Raw genomic sequence first — 15110 nt, 5'->3', positions numbered from 1 at the left:
ACTTATTTTTTCTTCTTCGCAGCAGCCGGTGCGGGGCAGTCTGCTTCCTGGAACTTGACCGACGCCACCGGGCGGTTGGTTTTATTCTCGGTAATGTCGTAGCGCATGATCGCACCCTTGGCCATCAGCTCGCGATAACCCTTGTTCAGGCACACGCTTTGACCCAGCTGGAAGTACACAGCCTTGGGGTTAGCGCGCATTTGCTCGGCGCGGTCGGGCAGTACGCTGAGATGGTCAATCAGCTGCAAGCCTTCAACGGTGTAAGCCACTTCCAAGGTCTTTTCGTCGATTTCCCGTGGCAGGTCTTTGTTGGTTTCCTCTGCGACGCTTTGCAGCTTCCTGTTCATTTGGGCCTCCAGCAACGAGGCCGCTTGGGCACCCAAAGGCAAGGCCAACGCCAGGGCGACGGACGGAACAACAGTGCGCAGCATAAGACGCAGCATAAAACTCTCCTGATTCGGTTACTGGTGCATAGACCAGCCACTGCGCTGTGCGTTCAGTGGCGCGGGATTATAGGTGACCGCCTGCCATTACGGCCAGCCTATTGCCGGGAAGTGCAGGTAGGCGAGGGTGCCTCTGGTAAACTCCGGTAACTTTTACCTTCCTGAGTTCTATCCGTGTCGATTTCCACTTTCCTGCAGCGGCGCACCCGATGAGCCATGCCGTCTCCCGTTTGCGCACCCAGCGCCTGGCGCGCGCCCTCAAGCCGTTCGTGGCGCGAGGCTCGCGTGCCGAGCGCTGCCCCGGCTGCCGGGTAATTCCCGAGTATTGCCTGTGCGCGTGGCGGCCCAAGGTCCAGGCCAAATCCGGCATGTGCCTGCTGATGCATGACGTAGAGCCGATGAAACCCAGCAACACCGGCTGGCTGATTGCCGATGTGATCAACGACACGACGGCGTTCCCCTGGTCGCGGACTGAGGTAGAGCCCGAATTGCTGACCTTGCTGGCTGACCCGCAATGGCAGCCTTATATCGTCTTCCCCGGCGAATTCGTGGCCCCGGAGCGGGTGGTCAATCAGGTCAAGCTGGAAGAGGGCAAGCGCCCGCTGTTCATTCTGCTGGACGGTACCTGGAGCGAGGCGCGCAAGATGTTTCGCAAGAGCCCGTACCTGGAGCACTTGCCGGTGCTGAGCCTGGCGCCCGAGCAACTGTCGCGCTACAAGCTGCGCCGCTCCAAGCGTGATGACCACTTCTGTACCGCTGAAGTCGCCGCGCTGTGCCTGGAACTGGCTGAAGACCAGGCGGCCAGCGAAGTGCTGGATGCTTATCTGGATGTATTCAGCACCCACTACCTGGCCGCCAAATTTCAGCTGGCGCTGGACCCGGCCGATGTCGTCCATACTCGCCTTGCACCTTATCTATAGGTGTCATGGCCAGCCGACCTTTGCATGATGGCCGCGCAAATGCGCAGCCCGCTAGAATGGCCACGGGCGTAGCGCTTGACCACCCAGGCTACGCTGGGCATGCTTGGCGCCGATTGGGGCGCTGTCACCGATTGGATACGTCGTCTTTTGACGTTGAGCGCGCCCTTTGGTGACTGCTGGCCTGGCAGCCACCTTGCGTGTTGGCGAGCACTGAACCCATCAGTGTCCCCATAAAAACAGGATCATTTAATAAATGGCCACATACGAAATCCTGATTGCCGATGATCACCCGCTGTTTCGCAGCGCGCTGCACCAGGCGGTCACGCTGGGCCTGGGGCCGGATGTACGCCTCGTCGAAGTCGCCAGCATTGCCGAGCTGGAAACCCGCCTCACCGAAAAATCCGACTGGGACCTGGTTCTGCTGGACCTGAACATGCCCGGTGCCTATGGTTTTTCCGGGTTGGTGCTGTTGCGCGGGCAATACCCGCAGATTCCGGTGGTGATGGTCTCGGCCCAGGAAGAGGCTTCGGTGGTGGTGCGCTCCAAGGAGTTCGGTGCCAGCGGTTTCATTCCCAAGTCCAGTTCCATGGAAGACATCCAGAAAGCCGTGCGCACGGTGTTGGATGGCGATGTCTCCTGGCCGCCGCAGGCCTTTGAAGAGATCAATGTCTCCGACGAAGCCAAGGCCGCCCGTGATGGCCTGGCCAGCCTGACGCCCCAGCAGTTTCGCGTGCTGACCATGGTCTGCGAAGGCCTGCTGAACAAGCAGATTGCTTACGAGTTGAGCGTGTCGGAAGCGACCATCAAGGCCCACGTTACGGCGATTTTCCGCAAGCTGGGCGTGCGTACGCGGACCCAGGCGGCGCTGCTCTTGCAACAACTTGAGTCAATTTCGCAGCATTAAGACACTGTTCATTCACGTTTTTTTGACTTTGCGTGCTCTAGTTTCCCCACACCTTTTTGCTCAGTTGCCTACTCTATGTCGCCTTTCAAAGGTCAAACCGGTATCAAACGTATCTTCAACGCGGGGGGATATTCCCTGGATGGCCTGCGTGCGGCATTCACTGGCGAGGCGGCTTTTCGTCAGTTGGTGTTGCTCAATGTCATCCTGATCCCGCTGAGTTTCTTCCTGAATGTCAGCCGGGTAGAGCGGGCGCTGCTGATTGCGGTGTGCTTGCTGGCGTTGATCGTCGAGTTGCTCAACTCCGCAGTTGAAGCGGCGATCGACCGGATTTCCCTGGACCTGCACCCCTTGTCGAAAAACGCCAAGGACATGGGCAGCGCCGCGCAGTTCGTCGCGCTGACCATGATTACCCTGGTGTGGGCCGTGATCCTGATCTAGGCAATGGTCGGCAGTACAATCTCGTCGCTGCGCTGCACGCCGGCGGTAAAGGAACGGCACAGCTCGAGAAATTCGCGCATGGCCGAGGTCTGGTACTTCTGCTTGTGCCAGATGAAGTAGAACTGCCGGGCCAGGTCCAGGTCCGGGGTTTCCACCGGTACCAGGCTGCCGCGCCGGAAGGCGTCGCGCAGCGCCAGCCGGGAGATGCAGCCAATCCCCAATCCTGATTCCACCGCCCGTTTGATCGCCTCGGTGTGTTCCAGCTCCAGGCGGATATTCAGCGCGCTGCGGTGATGCCGCATGGCCTGGTCAAAGGTCAGGCGCGTACCGGAGCCTTGTTCCCGCAGGATCCACGCCTCATGGGTCAACTCTTCCATGGTTGCCTGGCCGCGCTTGGCCAGATGATGCTGGGGCGCACAGAACACCACCAACTCGTCTTCCACCCAGGTTTGCACCTCGATGTCCGGGTGGCTGCAGTCACCTTCGATTAGACCCAGATCAATTTCGTAGTGCGCCACCTGATGCACGATATGCGCAGTGTTCTGCACATGCAGCTTCACCTGGCTCTCGGGATGCTGCTGCATGAAGCTGCCGATCAGCAGCGTGGCCAGGTAATTGCCGATGGTCAGGGTCGCGCCGACCGCCAGGGAGCCGAAGCCCGACTTGCCGTTGAGCAGGTCCTCGATCTCCTTGGCCTGGTCCAGCAGCGCCACTGCCTGGGGCAATAGCTGATGCCCGAGGGCGTTGAGGCTCAGGCGTTTACCGGCGCGGTCGAATAATTGGCAGCTGGATTGACGCTCCAGCTCGGTAATCGAGGTGCTGGCGGCGGATTGAGATAAGGCCAGAAGGCCAGCAGCGCGCGAGACGCTTTCCTGCTGGGCGACGGCGACGAAGACTTGCAGTTGACGTAGAGTAAATCGCATATCGATATAACCGATAACCCTTATCTTAATAATCCAGTTAACAGATATTGTCGCCGCCATTAGAATGCTGTGCAATTGCGCATCCATCATTTGGCGCAGACCCATTTCCAGGAGTTCCCCGTACATGAGCAACATGAACCACGAGCGTGTCCTCAGTGTTCATCACTGGAACGACACTCTGTTCAGCTTCAAGTGCACCCGCGATCCGGGCCTGCGCTTCGAGAACGGTCAGTTCGTGATGATCGGCCTGCAACAGCCTAATGGCCGCCCGCTCATGCGCGCTTACTCCATTGCCAGCCCGAACTGGGAAGAGCATCTGGAGTTCTTCAGCATCAAGGTGCCCGATGGCCCGCTGACTTCCCAATTGCAGCACTTGAAGGAAGGCGACGAGATCATCATCAGCAAAAAACCGACGGGCACCCTGGTGCTTGACGATTTGAAGCCGGGCAAGCACCTGTACCTGCTCAGCACCGGTACTGGGCTGGCGCCATTCATGAGCGTGATCCAGGACCCGGAAACCTACGAGCGTTTCGAAAAAGTGATCCTGTGCCACGGCGTGCGTTACGTCAACGAAGTCGCCTACCGTGAATTCATCACCGAGCACCTGCCGCAGAACGAGTTCTTCGGCGAGGCCCTGCGTGACAAGTTGATCTACTACCCGACCGTGACCCGCGAGCCGTTCGAAAACGAAGGCCGCCTGACCGACCTGATGCGCAGCGGCAAGCTGTTCAGTGACATCGGCCTGCCGCCGATCAATCCTGAAGACGACCGCGCCATGTTGTGCGGCAGCCCGAGCATGCTGGATGAAACCAGCGAAGTGCTGAACAGCTTCGGTCTGAAGGTCTCCCCGCGTATGCGTGAGCCGGGTGACTACTTGATCGAGCGTGCGTTCGTCGAGAAGTGACCGTGGGTCACTTGTAGGAGCGAGCTTGCTCGCGAAAAACGTTAACGATAATGCGGGTATCCTGGATTAGCGCGGTACTTGCGTTCTTCGCGAGCAAGGTCGCTCCTACAGGTGACTGAGTCGCCAAAGAAAAGCCCGCGCTGCCTGTAAAGGCAGCGCGGGCTTTTTTGTTTTCGGGATTTACTTGGCAGCAATCACTTCCAGCACACAAATCATCCCGGCCTCGGGATAGTGCCACCGCACGTCCACATCCCAGAACTGCGCCCCGTATTCCCGCTCTGGCCCCGGCGTCTGGTACGCCGGCCGTGGATCCTGCGCCAGACACTGCTCGATCAACGCCACCAATGGCTCGTCAAGGCGCTGAGCGTGGCCTTGTGCCTGTTGCAGCGCAGTCTTCAGCCACTGCACGGGAATCAGCTGTGGCGCAGCGCTGGCGATGCTGTTGGTCGCGGTGTCAACGATGTCTGCGTACGGCACGTACGGCTTGATATCGAGAATCGGTGTGCCATCCAGCAGGTCGATGCCGGATATCCACAGGCGGCCGTCCTCCACCTTGTCCAGCTTGACCACCGATTGGCCAATGCCATTCGGCCGGTGGGTCGCGCGAGTAGCGAATACGCCCATGGACTTGTTGCCCCCCAGGCGCGGCGGGCGCACTTTCAGGCGGGGCTTGTCCTCCAGTGCCTGGTGGAACAGGAACAGCAGCCACACATGGCTGACCTGTTCCAAACCCTGCACCGCCTCACCCTGGTCGAACGGCGCCACCAGTTCCAGCACGCCTCGGGCGGCGGGCGCCAGTTGTGGCTGGCGCGGGATGGCGAACTTCTCCTTGAAACAGGAGCGGACAAAGCCGATGGGCGAGACGGTGTAGGTCACGGGCTTACGCGAACGCGCAGGGTCAGGCCCTTGAGGAAGTTGCGCAGCAACTGGTCACCGCAGGTGCGGTAGTTGGTGTGGCCGAACTTGCGGAACAGCGCGCTCAGCTCAGGCTTGGACACCGGAAACTCCGAAGCCTTGAGGATCGCGTGCATGTCGTCTTCCTTCAGTTCGAAGGCCACGCGCAGTTTCTTCAGGATGATGTTGTTGGTCACCGGCAGTTCGATTGGCTGCGGTGGACGGGTTTCGTCCTTGCCGCGCTTGAAGATCACCAGGCCATCGAGGAAATGCGCCATGACTTCGTCAGGGCAGAACACGAAGCCTTCTTCCTCGTCTTTCTTGAGGTAGGTCAGCAGGTCGTCCTTGGTGACTTCCATGCCGCCGAGCTTGATGATCTCGACCATCTTGTTGTCGCTGATGTCGAGCATGTAGCGCACGCTGCGTAGTACGTCGTTGTGAATCATGGTGGGCAATCCTGGTCATTCAACTGTGGACACCGCCCAGGCAGGCGGTATCGAGAGATTCGGCGGCGAAAAAAGTCTTAGAACTTTTCTTTGCCGGACAGATAACGCCATTGGCCTACCGGCACTTTGCCGATGGAGACTCCGCCAATGCGGATGCGTCGAATGGCGACGACTTTCAGGCCAACGGCTTCGCAGAACAAGGCAATCACACCCGGTTGCGGGTTTTTCAACGCAAAGCGCAGGCGGTTCTCGTTCTGCCAGCTGGCTTTCACCGCTGGCAATTCCTTACCTTTGTAGGTCAGGCCGTGGTTGAGGCGGTTCAGGCCGTGGGCGACCATGTCGCCGGACACTTCCACCACGTATTCCTGTTCGATCTTGTTCGCGTCAGCGGTCAGCTTGCGCAGGATCTTCCAGTCCTGGGTGAACACCAACAGGCCGCTGGCCTTGGCTTGCAGGTCGCTGCTGGCGGTCAGGCGCAGGAAGTGGCCTTTGAGCGGGCGCTTGCTGAAGCGGTGTTCTTCCGACAGGGTCTCGGCGTTGATCGACGCCATGGCCGTCTCGGCATCCACACCGGCAGGCGTGTGGAACAGGATGGTCACCGGCTCCGGCGCAGTGGCCTTGGCCTCAGGGTCAAGCTCGACCTTCTGGGTGGTGACCTTGAACTGCGGCTCGTCGATCACTTCGCCGTCCACCGTGACCCAGCCGCCTTCGATGAACAGCTCAGCCTCCCGACGGGAGCAACTGACCAGTTCGATGAGGCGTTTGGAGAGGCGTAGGGGTTCAGTCATGACAAGGGCCGAAACAAAAGGGGGCGGCTATTGTACCTGTGTGGCGCCGGTTAATCCCGGCTCCATTTCATTTAGCCGCGACGCGCCTGTTGCTGGGCCTGGCGCAAACGCATGTGCAGCAACGGATAAGGCTGGCCCATGCCGTCATGGTCCGTGCGTCCGATCACCTCAAAGCCTTGCTTGAAGTAAAAACCCAGGGCCTGCGGGTTCTGTTCGTTGACGTCGAGTTGGTCGGCGTTCATGGACTCGATGGCATAGCGCAGCAATTGCCGGCCCAGGCCCTGGCCACGGTGCTCGGGATCGATAAACAGCATCTCGACCTTGCCCGCTGCCACTCCGGCAAACCCGGTGATGCGCTGGCGCGAGTCCTTGGTGCAGATCAGCATTACCGCGTCGAGGTAGCGGGTCAGCACCAGGTTTTTCAGCAACTCGATGTAACTGTCCGGCAGGAAATCATGGGTGGCTCGCACCGATGCCTCCCAGATACGGGTCAGTTCCTGATAGTCGCTGGATTTGGGTGTATGGATAACCGAATGCTGACGCATGCCCGCTGCCCCTTGCTGATGTTTGGCGCTGATGGGCCAAACGATAGACCTAAAAAAGCCCCGCATCTTGTCCAGAGGCAGGGCTTTTTCAATTCTTTACATCTTATGCGCGCTTTTCAGCCCACAGGTCGTACTCGTCGGCGTCGGTCACGGTGCACCAGACCTTGTCACCCGGCTTCAAGTCGCTGGCATCGTCGATGAACACGTTGCCGTCGATTTCCGGCGCATCGAAGAAGCAACGGCCAACCGCGCCTTGCTCGTCGACTTCGTCGATCAGTACTTCGATCTCACGGCCGATGCGCAGTTGCAGGCGCGCCGAGCTGATGGCCTGCTGGTGCGCCATGAAGCGCTCCCAGCGGTCCTGCTTGACGTCGTCCGGCACGATGGCAGCGTCCAGCAGGTTGGCCGGAGCACCTTCCACCGGGGAGTACTGGAAGCAGCCGACGCGGTCCAGCTGGGCCTCGGTCAGCCAGTCCAGCAGGTACTGGAAGTCTTCTTCGGTTTCGCCGGGGAAGCCGACGATGAAGGTGGAGCGGATGATCAGTTCCGGGCAGATCTCGCGCCAGTTCTTGATGCGCGCCAGGGTCTTGTCTTCGAAAGCCGGGCGTTTCATGGCCTTGAGGATCTTCGGGCTGGCATGCTGGAACGGGATGTCCAGGTACGGCAGGATCTTGCCGGCGGCCATCAGCGGGATCAGCTCGTCAACGTGCGGGTACGGGTAAACGTAGTGCAGGCGCACCCATACACCGAGGCTGCTCAGGGCTTCGCAGAGTTCGGTCATGCGGGTTTTCACCGGCGCGCCGTTCCAGAAACCGGTGCGGTATTTGACGTCGACGCCGTAGGCGCTGGTGTCCTGGGAGATCACCAGCAGCTCTTTCACGCCGGATTTGACCAGGCGCTGGGCCTCGTCCAGCACGTCGCCCACCGGACGGCTGACCAGCTTGCCGCGCATCGACGGGATGATGCAGAAGCTGCAGCTGTGGTTGCAGCCTTCGGAAATCTTCAGGTAGGCATAGTGGCGCGGGGTCAGCTTGATGCCTTGCGGCGGCACCAGGTCGATCAGCGGGTTGTGGTCCTGGCGCGGCGGCACTACCTGGTGCACGGCGTTGACCACTTGCTCGTACTGCTGCGGACCGGTCACGGCCAGCACGCTCGGGTGCACGTTGCGGATGGCGCCTTCTTCCACGCCCATGCAGCCGGTGACGATCACCTTGCCGTTTTCCTTGATGGCTTCGCCAATCACTTCCAGGGACTCTGCCTTGGCCGAGTCGATGAAGCCGCAGGTGTTGACCACCACCACGTCCGCGTCCTGGTAGGTGGACACGACGTCATAACCTTCCATGCGCAGTTGGGTAAGGATGCGTTCGGAGTCGACCAGAGCCTTTGGGCAACCCAGGGATACAAAGCCGACCTTGGGGTTGGCTTTTGCGATGGTGGTGGACATGTCTAACCTCGGTATTGAATGACGCCGCCCGTCGTGCACGAAAGGTGGCGGATGGGCGTTTGGCACGCCTCTGATCAAAAAGTGCGCAATTCTATCGACGGGCAACGCACTTGACCAGCTTTATGCAGGGAAATACGACGAGTGCTGCGCTATGCTTCGCGCCGTTGCACCTGAGTGAATTTCCTCGGTCAATAAATCGTCTGTAACGAGAAGTAAAACAGCGCATGCTGTGGACAGCATAGGCGCCCGCAGCAGGCGCGCTGTTTATAAAAGACCGCAGGTCAAAGGGCAGGAGTGGTTGATGGGTCAGGCAAGTAGTCAGGCAGCAGGTGCCGAGCAGTCCAACGCAAAGCCGATCGGCATGCTGGTGGCGGCAGTGGGGGTGGTTTACGGCGATATCGGCACCAGCCCGCTCTACACCCTTAAAGAGGTGTTTACCGGCGGCTATGGGGTTCAAGTCAACCATGACGGTGTGCTGGGGATCCTGGCGCTGATCTTCTGGTCGCTGATCTGGGTGGTATCGATCAAATACATGCTGTTCGTGCTGCGTGCCGATAACCAGGGCGAAGGCGGCATCATGGCCTTGACCGCGTTGGCGCGACGGGCGGCAGGTGAGCGCAAGCGATTGCGCAGTTTCCTGGTCGTATGTGGCCTGTGCGGCGCGGCGCTGTTCTACGGCGACAGCATGATCACTCCGGCGATTTCCGTGTTATCGGCGGTGGAAGGTCTGGAGCTGGCGTTCGATGGCCTGGAAAAGTGGGTCGTGCCGATCGCCCTGGTGGTGCTGGTGGCCCTTTTCCTGATCCAGAAGCATGGCACCGATCGCATCGGCAAGTTGTTCGGGCCGGTGATGGTGACCTGGTTCCTGGTGCTGGGCGGCCTCGGCGCCTATGGCATCACCCAGCATCCGGAAGTACTCAACGCCATGAACCCGATGTGGGGCGTGCGTTTCTTTGAGGCTCACCCGGGTATTGGCGTGGCCATCCTTGGCGCGGTGGTGCTGGCGTTGACCGGTGCCGAGGCGCTGTACGCCGACATGGGCCACTTCGGCCGTAAGCCCATCGCCCGTGCCTGGTTCATTCTGGTGTTGCCGGCACTGGTGCTCAATTATTTCGGCCAGGGTGCCCTGCTGCTCGGCGATCCTGAAGCCGCGCGCAACCCGTTCTACCTGCTGGCGCCGAGTTGGGCGCTGATCCCGCTGGTGGTGTTGTCCACCCTGGCCACGGTGATCGCGTCCCAGGCGGTGATCTCCGGCGCGTTCTCCCTGACCCGCCAGGCTATCCAGCTGGGTTACATCCCGCGCATGCATATCCAGCACACCTCCAGTGCCGAACAGGGTCAGATCTACATCGGCGCGGTGAACTGGTCGCTGATGGTCGGCGTGATCCTGCTGGTGCTGGGTTTCGAGTCCTCCAACGCATTGGCGTCGGCCTACGGTGTAGCGGTGACCGGCACCATGCTGATGACCACCATCCTGGTGTCGGCAGTCATGCTGCTGCTGTGGAAATGGCCACCGATATTCGCAGTGCCGGTCCTGGTCTGCTGCCTGTTGGTGGACGGGCTGTACTTCGCGGCCAACGTGCCGAAGATCGTCCAGGGCGGCGCCTTCCCGGTACTCGCGGGGATTGTGCTGTTCGTGCTGATGACCACATGGAAGCGCGGCAAGCAGCTGCTGGTAGACCGCCTCGACGAAGGTGGCCTGCCGTTGCCGATCTTTATCAGCAGTATCCGCGTGCAGCCGCCTCACCGCGTGCAGGGCACTGCGGTATTCCTCACCGCGCGGCCCGACGCCGTGCCCCATGCGCTGTTGCACAACCTGCTGCATAACCAGGTATTGCACGAGCAAGTGGTGCTGTTGACGGTGGTCTACGAAGACATTCCGCGTGTGCCCGTCTCGCGCCGTTTTGAGGTGGATTCCTACGGCGAAGGCTTCTTCCGCGTGATCCTGCACTTCGGTTTTACCGACGAGCCGGACGTGCCCGAGGCGCTGAAGCTGTGCCATCTGGATGACCTGGACTTCAGCCCGATGCGCACCACCTACTTCCTCAGCCGCGAAACGGTGATCGCCTCCCGCATCAAGGGCATGGCGCGCTGGCGCGAAGGGTTGTTCGCCTTCATGCTCAAGAACGCCAACGGCAACCTGCGCTTCTTCAAGCTGCCGGTTAACCGGGTGATCGAGCTCGGTACCCAGGTAGAAATGTAAGCCCAACAAAAAGCCCCCGGTGCCTTGCGGCAGCGGGGGCTTTTTTGTGGGCGCTTATTCGGCCGGGGTCTTGCCCTGGCGCTTCTCGATGATATCTACCAAACGCTTGGCCAGCGCCGGGTAGTTCTCGTCGAAGTGATGGCCGCCAGGCAGCTTCATGGCCTCACCGACTGCCGTCTTGTCGGTGCAGCCACTCTCGTCGACTTCTTCGGCACCGTAGATGCACACCACCTTGTCGGCTGGCAGCTTGGCCATTTCCGGGCCGGTAGCGGCTTCTTTGCCGGCGTTGCCCAGCCAGCCTTCCACCTCGATCTCGAAGCTGCCGGTACGGGCGAAGGCCAGCAGGATGATTGCGTCTACACGCTGCTGCTCGTTTTCCGGCAGGCGGTTGTAGATGGCCGGCAACACGTCGGCGCCGAACGAGTAACCGGTCAGCACGAAGCGCTTGGTGCCCCATTTCTGCCGGTAGTGTTGCATCAGCTCGGCGAGGTCCTTGGCGCTTTGTTCCGCAGACTTGTGCTGCCAGTAGTAGCGCAGGGTATCGATGCCGACCACCGGGTAGCCGATCTTGGCCATTTCACCGGCCACGTCGCGGTCCAGGTCCCGCCAGCCGCCGTCACCGGAGAGGAACAGGGTGACGGTGTCCTTGGCCTGGCCAGCTGGCACTTCGACGACCGGGATTGCCAGGCCGCCGTTGTCCGAGCCCACCAGTTGCTTGCGCAGCTCGTTGTTCAGCACTTGCGGGTAGTGAACGTCATAGTCGCTGATGCTGGTGGTGGCGCGCGGTGTATCGCGTACGAAACTGGCGGCATCATCGTCAGGGTTATCGTTCCAGGCCACCAGCCAGTTGCCGTGGGCCGAGGTTTTCGGCAGCGGGTCGTTGCAGCCAGGTTGTGCCAGCGCGAAACCTACGGAAATGGCATTCGCCTTGTCGTCGTTCTGCGCGGCCAGCCAGCGCCAGGCCAGGGCTGCGCCAGGGCCGATGCCGCTGACCAGGGTCGCCGGGCCGGCAAGCTGGCCCAGGGCGGTTTGCAGGGCTTGTTCCTGCAACTTGCAGTCGTCCTTGGGCAGGATCACCTGGACGATCTGCGCTGCGCCGCCCTGGCTGAGGGCGATCAGTTGGCTGTCGGTCAGGGTTTCATCGGCCAGCACGGCCACGGCTACACGTGCCTTGGGCGCGGTGCCCGGGGTTACGCGGGTCAGGACCGTGCCGTCCGCCTGTGGCAGTTGTTCCAGAGTCGGTTGCGGTGCAGGGCGGTTCCAGTACCAGTAGCCGCCACCAACGATCAGTGCCAGTACCACCAAAAATGCCAATACATACCGCCAGGAGCGTCGAATCATCAGCGTTTCACCAATCCAGTCAAGCCGCCCGCAATCAGGGCGGCGGTGTCGGCCAGTGCCACCAGCGGATCAAGTCCTGCGGGCACGGCCATATAACGGGGTTCCCAGTCAGGCTGGAACTTGTCTTTGAAGCGGCGCAAGCCTTGGAAGTTATACAGTTGCTCGCCACGGCGGAACACCATCGAGCCCAGGCGTTGGGTCAGCGGGGCGCCACGTCGTGGTTGCAGGCCCGACAACGGCACCATGCCGAGGCTGAAGCGGGCGTAGCCATGGTTTTTATAATGTTGAATCAAGCCGACCATCATGAATTCCATGGTCAGTTTCGGCGCGTCCGGGTGCGCACGCATCAGGTCGAGACTGGCCAGGTCGTGGCTGTAGGTCTCAAGCAGGTTCGCAAACGCTACCGGGCGCCCTTCGAAGCGAATGATCGCAATACGAAAGTGCTTGAGGTAGTCGTCGCTGAATCGTCCAAGGGAAAAGCCTTTTTCCCGCACGTTCTTGCCGGTCAGCCACGCGTCGGAGATGACTTTCAGCTCCTCCATCGGTGCCTGGCCGGGTTCGTGGATCTCCAGGGACAGGCCATCTCGGGTCCCGCGGTTCCAGGTGTAGCGCAGGTCCTTCATCTCTTTGCCCTTGGCTTCCAGGTCAAAGCGTTTCAGGTCGACCCGGGCTTCTTCACCCAGCTTGATCGCGGTCAGGCCGATGTCCATGTAGTACGGCAGGTTCTCTGCCCGCACCTGGTAGAACACCGGGCGCGCATGGTGAATGTCGCACAAGTCACGGAACTGCCAGATCATCTCGGCCCGTTGCAGGGTCGGGCCGATCGGGTCATACAAAGCCACCAGGCTGCGGCCGCGACGAGCGTACATCAGGAACGCTTCGTCGTTGGGGTGAAACAGCAGGGCCTTGTCGCCGGTCAGCGCCAGGCCGCCGTCGGGTTGCGCCGAGTTCATCAGGATCTTGGTGGCGCGCTCCAGCTCTTCGGGGGTCGGCAGATGGATGATCGGGCGCGCGGTACGCAGCAGCCAGGTCAGCGAGACCACCACCAGCACCACGGCAGCGCCCAGCAGCGAGCGCAAGCCACGCGGGGCGTTGGCGTCGAGGGTGAACTGCCACCACAGTTGATGGCTGTAGGGCACGTCCTGGTAGGCGAACAACAGCAGCCAGATCGACGCACCGAGCACGCACACGCTGGCAACAAGATACAGCGGCGAGAAGGGCAGTTCGGTCAGGCGGCTGGCGCGATAGAACGAACGCCGAAAGATCGCCAGCAGCACCGCCGTCATGGTCATCAGGCTGGCTTCTTCCCAGTCGAAACCCTTGAGCAAGGAGAGCAGGGCGCCCGTCAGCAGCAGCACCATGGTCAGCATCCACGCGGCGGACAACCGGCGACGCAGGCCCTGGGCCAAGAGCAGGCAAAGCACGCCGATCAGGCTGGCACCAAAGTGCGAAGCGTCAATCAGGCGATGAGGAATCAGGAAGCCGATGTTTTCCAGGCGTGAGTCGATTTCCGGGGTTGCGCCGGAAAACAGCAGGACCACGCCTGACAAAAAAACCAGTACGGCCAGGATCGGTGCAGCGAGGCCCGATGCCGCCCGCAGGCTTTGCTGTGTATGGAACAGGCGCTGGGCTTCATTGACCAGCAGGAATACACAGGCGATCAACAGTGGCAGCACCACATAGATCATCCGGTACAGCAGCAATGCGGCGGCCAGTGGCGCGGCGCCGAGCTTGTCGGCAAAGGCGGCCAGCAGGATCGCTTCGAACACCCCGACGCCGCCCGGTACATGGCTGAGCACGCCGGCGGCCAGGGCCAGCAGGTACACCAGCAGGAACGGGCCAAAGGGTGGCGCTTCCGGCAGCAGCATATACAGCACGGTGGCGGCAGCGGCGACGTCGAGGGCGGTGATGATCAGTTGCAGAAAGGTCAGGCGACGGCCCGGCAGGCGCAAGGTGCGGCGTCCGGCCTTGACCAGCAGGTTGTCCGGGTAAGGTTGTTCCGGCAGCCGGCGGCGATAGATGCCGATGCACAGTGCCGCCGTCAACAACAGTACGGCGCCAGCGACACCACCCAGCAGGCTCGCGGGTAAATGCAGCGCGCTGGACGCGGCGGGCAGGTTGCTCAGGGTGGCCAGGGCAGCCAGTGGCGGCAGGGCGCAACCCAGGGCCAAGCTGGCAAACACGGTCATGCGGGCCACTTCGGAGGCGCCGATGCCATACCGTGCATATAAACGGTAGCGTACCGAACCGCCCGAGAGCATCGACAGGCCAATCGCATTGCCAATGGCGAAAGCGGTAAAGCCGCCGTAGGCCAAGGTCTTGGCAGGCAGCTTCACGCCGGCATAGCGGGCGCCGGAAAATTCATAGCCCAACAGAATGATAAAGCCGGCGACAGCGGCACCGAATGCGCCCAGCAGGGCGGGCTTCGGCACTTCCAGGATCGAATCGTGGAGCGCGTACAGGTCCAGCTCAAGCAGCAGGTGGCGACAGGCGATAAGGGCGATTGCGAACAGCAACAAAGTGACGGCCAGTCCGATGGGCTGGCGGTATTTGCTCAACAGATCCAGCCAGCGCAAACGGGTGGGAGTGATCGGTTGTGTCGCTGTGACAGTGTCTTGTGGTTCAGACGAGTTGGCGCGCATCAATCACCTCGTGGATTGTGCGCGACAGGATGGAGGTATCCAGCCAAGTTACCAATCCCTATGGACAAAATAATTACAAATATTAACGCGTATCGCGAAGTGCAGCGACAGCGCCCATTGGTCGTAGAAGGACAGTGCTTGAAGACTTAGCATAGCTTGCAATGAGATGGACTCTACAAACCGTGTACGGTTTCATGAAAGATGCCATGCCATTGTTTCAAAAGGACTTTTTCGTCAGATACAAAAAAGGCCACTCTTTCGAGCAGCCTTTTTTG

At 60.8% G+C, this 15110-nt stretch carries 14 protein-coding genes; 5 read left to right on the top strand and 9 right to left on the bottom strand.

The features are described from left to right. Window positions 1-2: 2 nt before the first annotated feature. A complete protein-coding gene (locus HBJ59_RS10140) occupies window positions 3-443 on the bottom strand; it encodes a PA3611 family quorum-sensing-regulated virulence factor (protein ID WP_076015384.1) in 441 nt (146 codons plus the stop codon). Between the two features lie 209 nt (window positions 444-652). On the opposite strand from HBJ59_RS10140, the gene HBJ59_RS10135 reads away from it, so the two are divergent. The 3 genes from HBJ59_RS10135 to HBJ59_RS10125 all read left to right on the top strand — a co-directional run bounded on the left by HBJ59_RS10135 (window position 653) and on the right by HBJ59_RS10125 (window position 2705). Further along, window positions 653-1363, top strand: a complete 711-nt coding sequence (locus tag HBJ59_RS10135) for a tRNA-uridine aminocarboxypropyltransferase (protein ID WP_076015383.1) — start codon at window positions 653-655, stop codon at window positions 1361-1363. Window positions 1364-1616: 253 nt separating this feature from the next. Next, window positions 1617-2267, top strand: a complete 651-nt coding sequence (gene erdR / locus HBJ59_RS10130; RefSeq protein WP_003208636.1) for a response regulator transcription factor ErdR — start codon at window positions 1617-1619, stop codon at window positions 2265-2267. A 75-nt stretch (window positions 2268-2342) separates the two neighbouring features. Then, a complete protein-coding gene (locus HBJ59_RS10125) occupies window positions 2343-2705 on the top strand; it encodes a diacylglycerol kinase (RefSeq protein WP_003208635.1) in 363 nt (120 codons plus the stop codon). Here HBJ59_RS10125 and HBJ59_RS10120 read toward each other — a convergent pair. Next, window positions 2702-3628 (bottom strand): LysR family transcriptional regulator, encoded by a 927-nt coding sequence (locus HBJ59_RS10120; protein ID WP_003208633.1) that lies wholly within the window; start codon window positions 3626-3628, stop codon window positions 2702-2704. The two genes, HBJ59_RS10125 and HBJ59_RS10120, sit on opposite strands and share 4 nt — an antisense overlap. Window positions 3629-3752: 124 nt before the next feature. On the opposite strand from HBJ59_RS10120, the gene fpr reads away from it, so the two are divergent. Beyond that, the gene (gene fpr, locus HBJ59_RS10115; RefSeq protein ID WP_003189055.1) at window positions 3753-4532 is read left to right on the top strand and encodes a ferredoxin-NADP reductase; all 780 of its coding nucleotides are present in this window, start codon (window positions 3753-3755) and stop codon (window positions 4530-4532) included. Window positions 4533-4712: 180 nt separating this feature from the next. Here fpr and tsaA read toward each other — a convergent pair whose 3' ends face one another. The 5 genes from tsaA to rimO form a co-directional block, all read right to left on the bottom strand. Next, window positions 4713-5408, bottom strand: a complete 696-nt coding sequence (gene tsaA, locus HBJ59_RS10110) for a tRNA (N6-threonylcarbamoyladenosine(37)-N6)-methyltransferase TrmO (protein ID WP_167663476.1) — start codon at window positions 5406-5408, stop codon at window positions 4713-4715. After that, window positions 5405-5872, bottom strand: coding sequence for a DUF1456 family protein (locus HBJ59_RS10105; protein ID WP_076015381.1), 468 nt, complete (start codon window positions 5870-5872; stop codon window positions 5405-5407). Before HBJ59_RS10105 ends, tsaA begins: the two co-directional genes overlap by 4 nt. Before the next feature lie 77 nt (window positions 5873-5949). Then, window positions 5950-6660: an rRNA pseudouridine synthase gene (locus tag HBJ59_RS10100; protein ID WP_167663475.1), complete on the bottom strand. Its 711-nt coding sequence runs from the start codon at window positions 6658-6660 to the stop codon at window positions 5950-5952. A gap of 71 nt (window positions 6661-6731) precedes the next feature. Next, window positions 6732-7205 (bottom strand): GNAT family N-acetyltransferase, encoded by a 474-nt coding sequence (locus HBJ59_RS10095; protein WP_076015379.1) that lies wholly within the window; start codon window positions 7203-7205, stop codon window positions 6732-6734. 103 nt (window positions 7206-7308) lie between these two features. After that, the gene (gene rimO, locus HBJ59_RS10090; RefSeq protein WP_076015378.1) at window positions 7309-8649 is read right to left on the bottom strand and encodes a 30S ribosomal protein S12 methylthiotransferase RimO; all 1341 of its coding nucleotides are present in this window, start codon (window positions 8647-8649) and stop codon (window positions 7309-7311) included. Between the two features lie 301 nt (window positions 8650-8950). Between rimO and HBJ59_RS10085 the strand changes: the two genes are divergently transcribed. Next, window positions 8951-10852, top strand: a complete 1902-nt coding sequence (locus tag HBJ59_RS10085) for a potassium transporter Kup (RefSeq protein ID WP_076015377.1) — start codon at window positions 8951-8953, stop codon at window positions 10850-10852. A gap of 54 nt (window positions 10853-10906) precedes the next feature. On the opposite strand, the gene HBJ59_RS10080 is transcribed toward HBJ59_RS10085, so the two are convergent. Continuing rightward, window positions 10907-12193, bottom strand: coding sequence for a virulence factor family protein (locus HBJ59_RS10080; protein ID WP_076015376.1), 1287 nt, complete (start codon window positions 12191-12193; stop codon window positions 10907-10909). Continuing rightward, on the bottom strand, window positions 12193-14835 hold the full coding sequence (mprF, locus tag HBJ59_RS10075) for a bifunctional lysylphosphatidylglycerol flippase/synthetase MprF (protein WP_076015375.1): 2643 nt from the start codon (window positions 14833-14835) through the stop codon (window positions 12193-12195). Before mprF ends, HBJ59_RS10080 begins: the two co-directional genes overlap by 1 nt. Window positions 14836-15110 lie beyond the last annotated feature (275 nt).

The sequence above is a fragment of the Pseudomonas sp. AN3A02 genome (assembly GCF_011765255.1).
GTDB lineage: Bacteria > Pseudomonadota > Gammaproteobacteria > Pseudomonadales > Pseudomonadaceae > Aquipseudomonas.
This window is presented reverse-complemented; position numbering and strand designations above follow the sequence as displayed.

What these genes read in the sequence shown, in the direction of transcription:
- rimO (WP_076015378.1), bottom strand. Translation starts at nt 8,649, where the DNA reads ATGTCCACCACCATCGCAAAAGCCAACCCCAAGGTCGGCTTTGTATCC.
- HBJ59_RS10095 (WP_076015379.1), bottom strand. Translation starts at nt 7,205, where the DNA reads ATGCGTCAGCATTCGGTTATCCATACACCCAAATCCAGCGACTATCAG.
- HBJ59_RS10080 (WP_076015376.1), bottom strand. Translation starts at nt 12,193, where the DNA reads ATGATTCGACGCTCCTGGCGGTATGTATTGGCATTTTTGGTGGTACTG.
- HBJ59_RS10120 (WP_003208633.1), bottom strand. Translation starts at nt 3,628, where the DNA reads ATGCGATTTACTCTACGTCAACTGCAAGTCTTCGTCGCCGTCGCCCAG.
- HBJ59_RS10105 (WP_076015381.1), bottom strand. Translation starts at nt 5,872, where the DNA reads ATGATTCACAACGACGTACTACGCAGCGTGCGCTACATGCTCGACATC.
- HBJ59_RS10100 (WP_167663475.1), bottom strand. Translation starts at nt 6,660, where the DNA reads ATGACTGAACCCCTACGCCTCTCCAAACGCCTCATCGAACTGGTCAGT.
- HBJ59_RS10140 (WP_076015384.1), bottom strand. Translation starts at nt 443, where the DNA reads ATGCTGCGTCTTATGCTGCGCACTGTTGTTCCGTCCGTCGCCCTGGCG.
- fpr (WP_003189055.1), top strand. Translation starts at nt 3,753, where the DNA reads ATGAGCAACATGAACCACGAGCGTGTCCTCAGTGTTCATCACTGGAAC.
- HBJ59_RS10135 (WP_076015383.1), top strand. Translation starts at nt 653, where the DNA reads ATGAGCCATGCCGTCTCCCGTTTGCGCACCCAGCGCCTGGCGCGCGCC.
- HBJ59_RS10085 (WP_076015377.1), top strand. Translation starts at nt 8,951, where the DNA reads ATGGGTCAGGCAAGTAGTCAGGCAGCAGGTGCCGAGCAGTCCAACGCA.
- erdR (WP_003208636.1), top strand. Translation starts at nt 1,617, where the DNA reads ATGGCCACATACGAAATCCTGATTGCCGATGATCACCCGCTGTTTCGC.
- HBJ59_RS10125 (WP_003208635.1), top strand. Translation starts at nt 2,343, where the DNA reads ATGTCGCCTTTCAAAGGTCAAACCGGTATCAAACGTATCTTCAACGCG.
- mprF (WP_076015375.1), bottom strand. Translation starts at nt 14,835, where the DNA reads ATGCGCGCCAACTCGTCTGAACCACAAGACACTGTCACAGCGACACAA.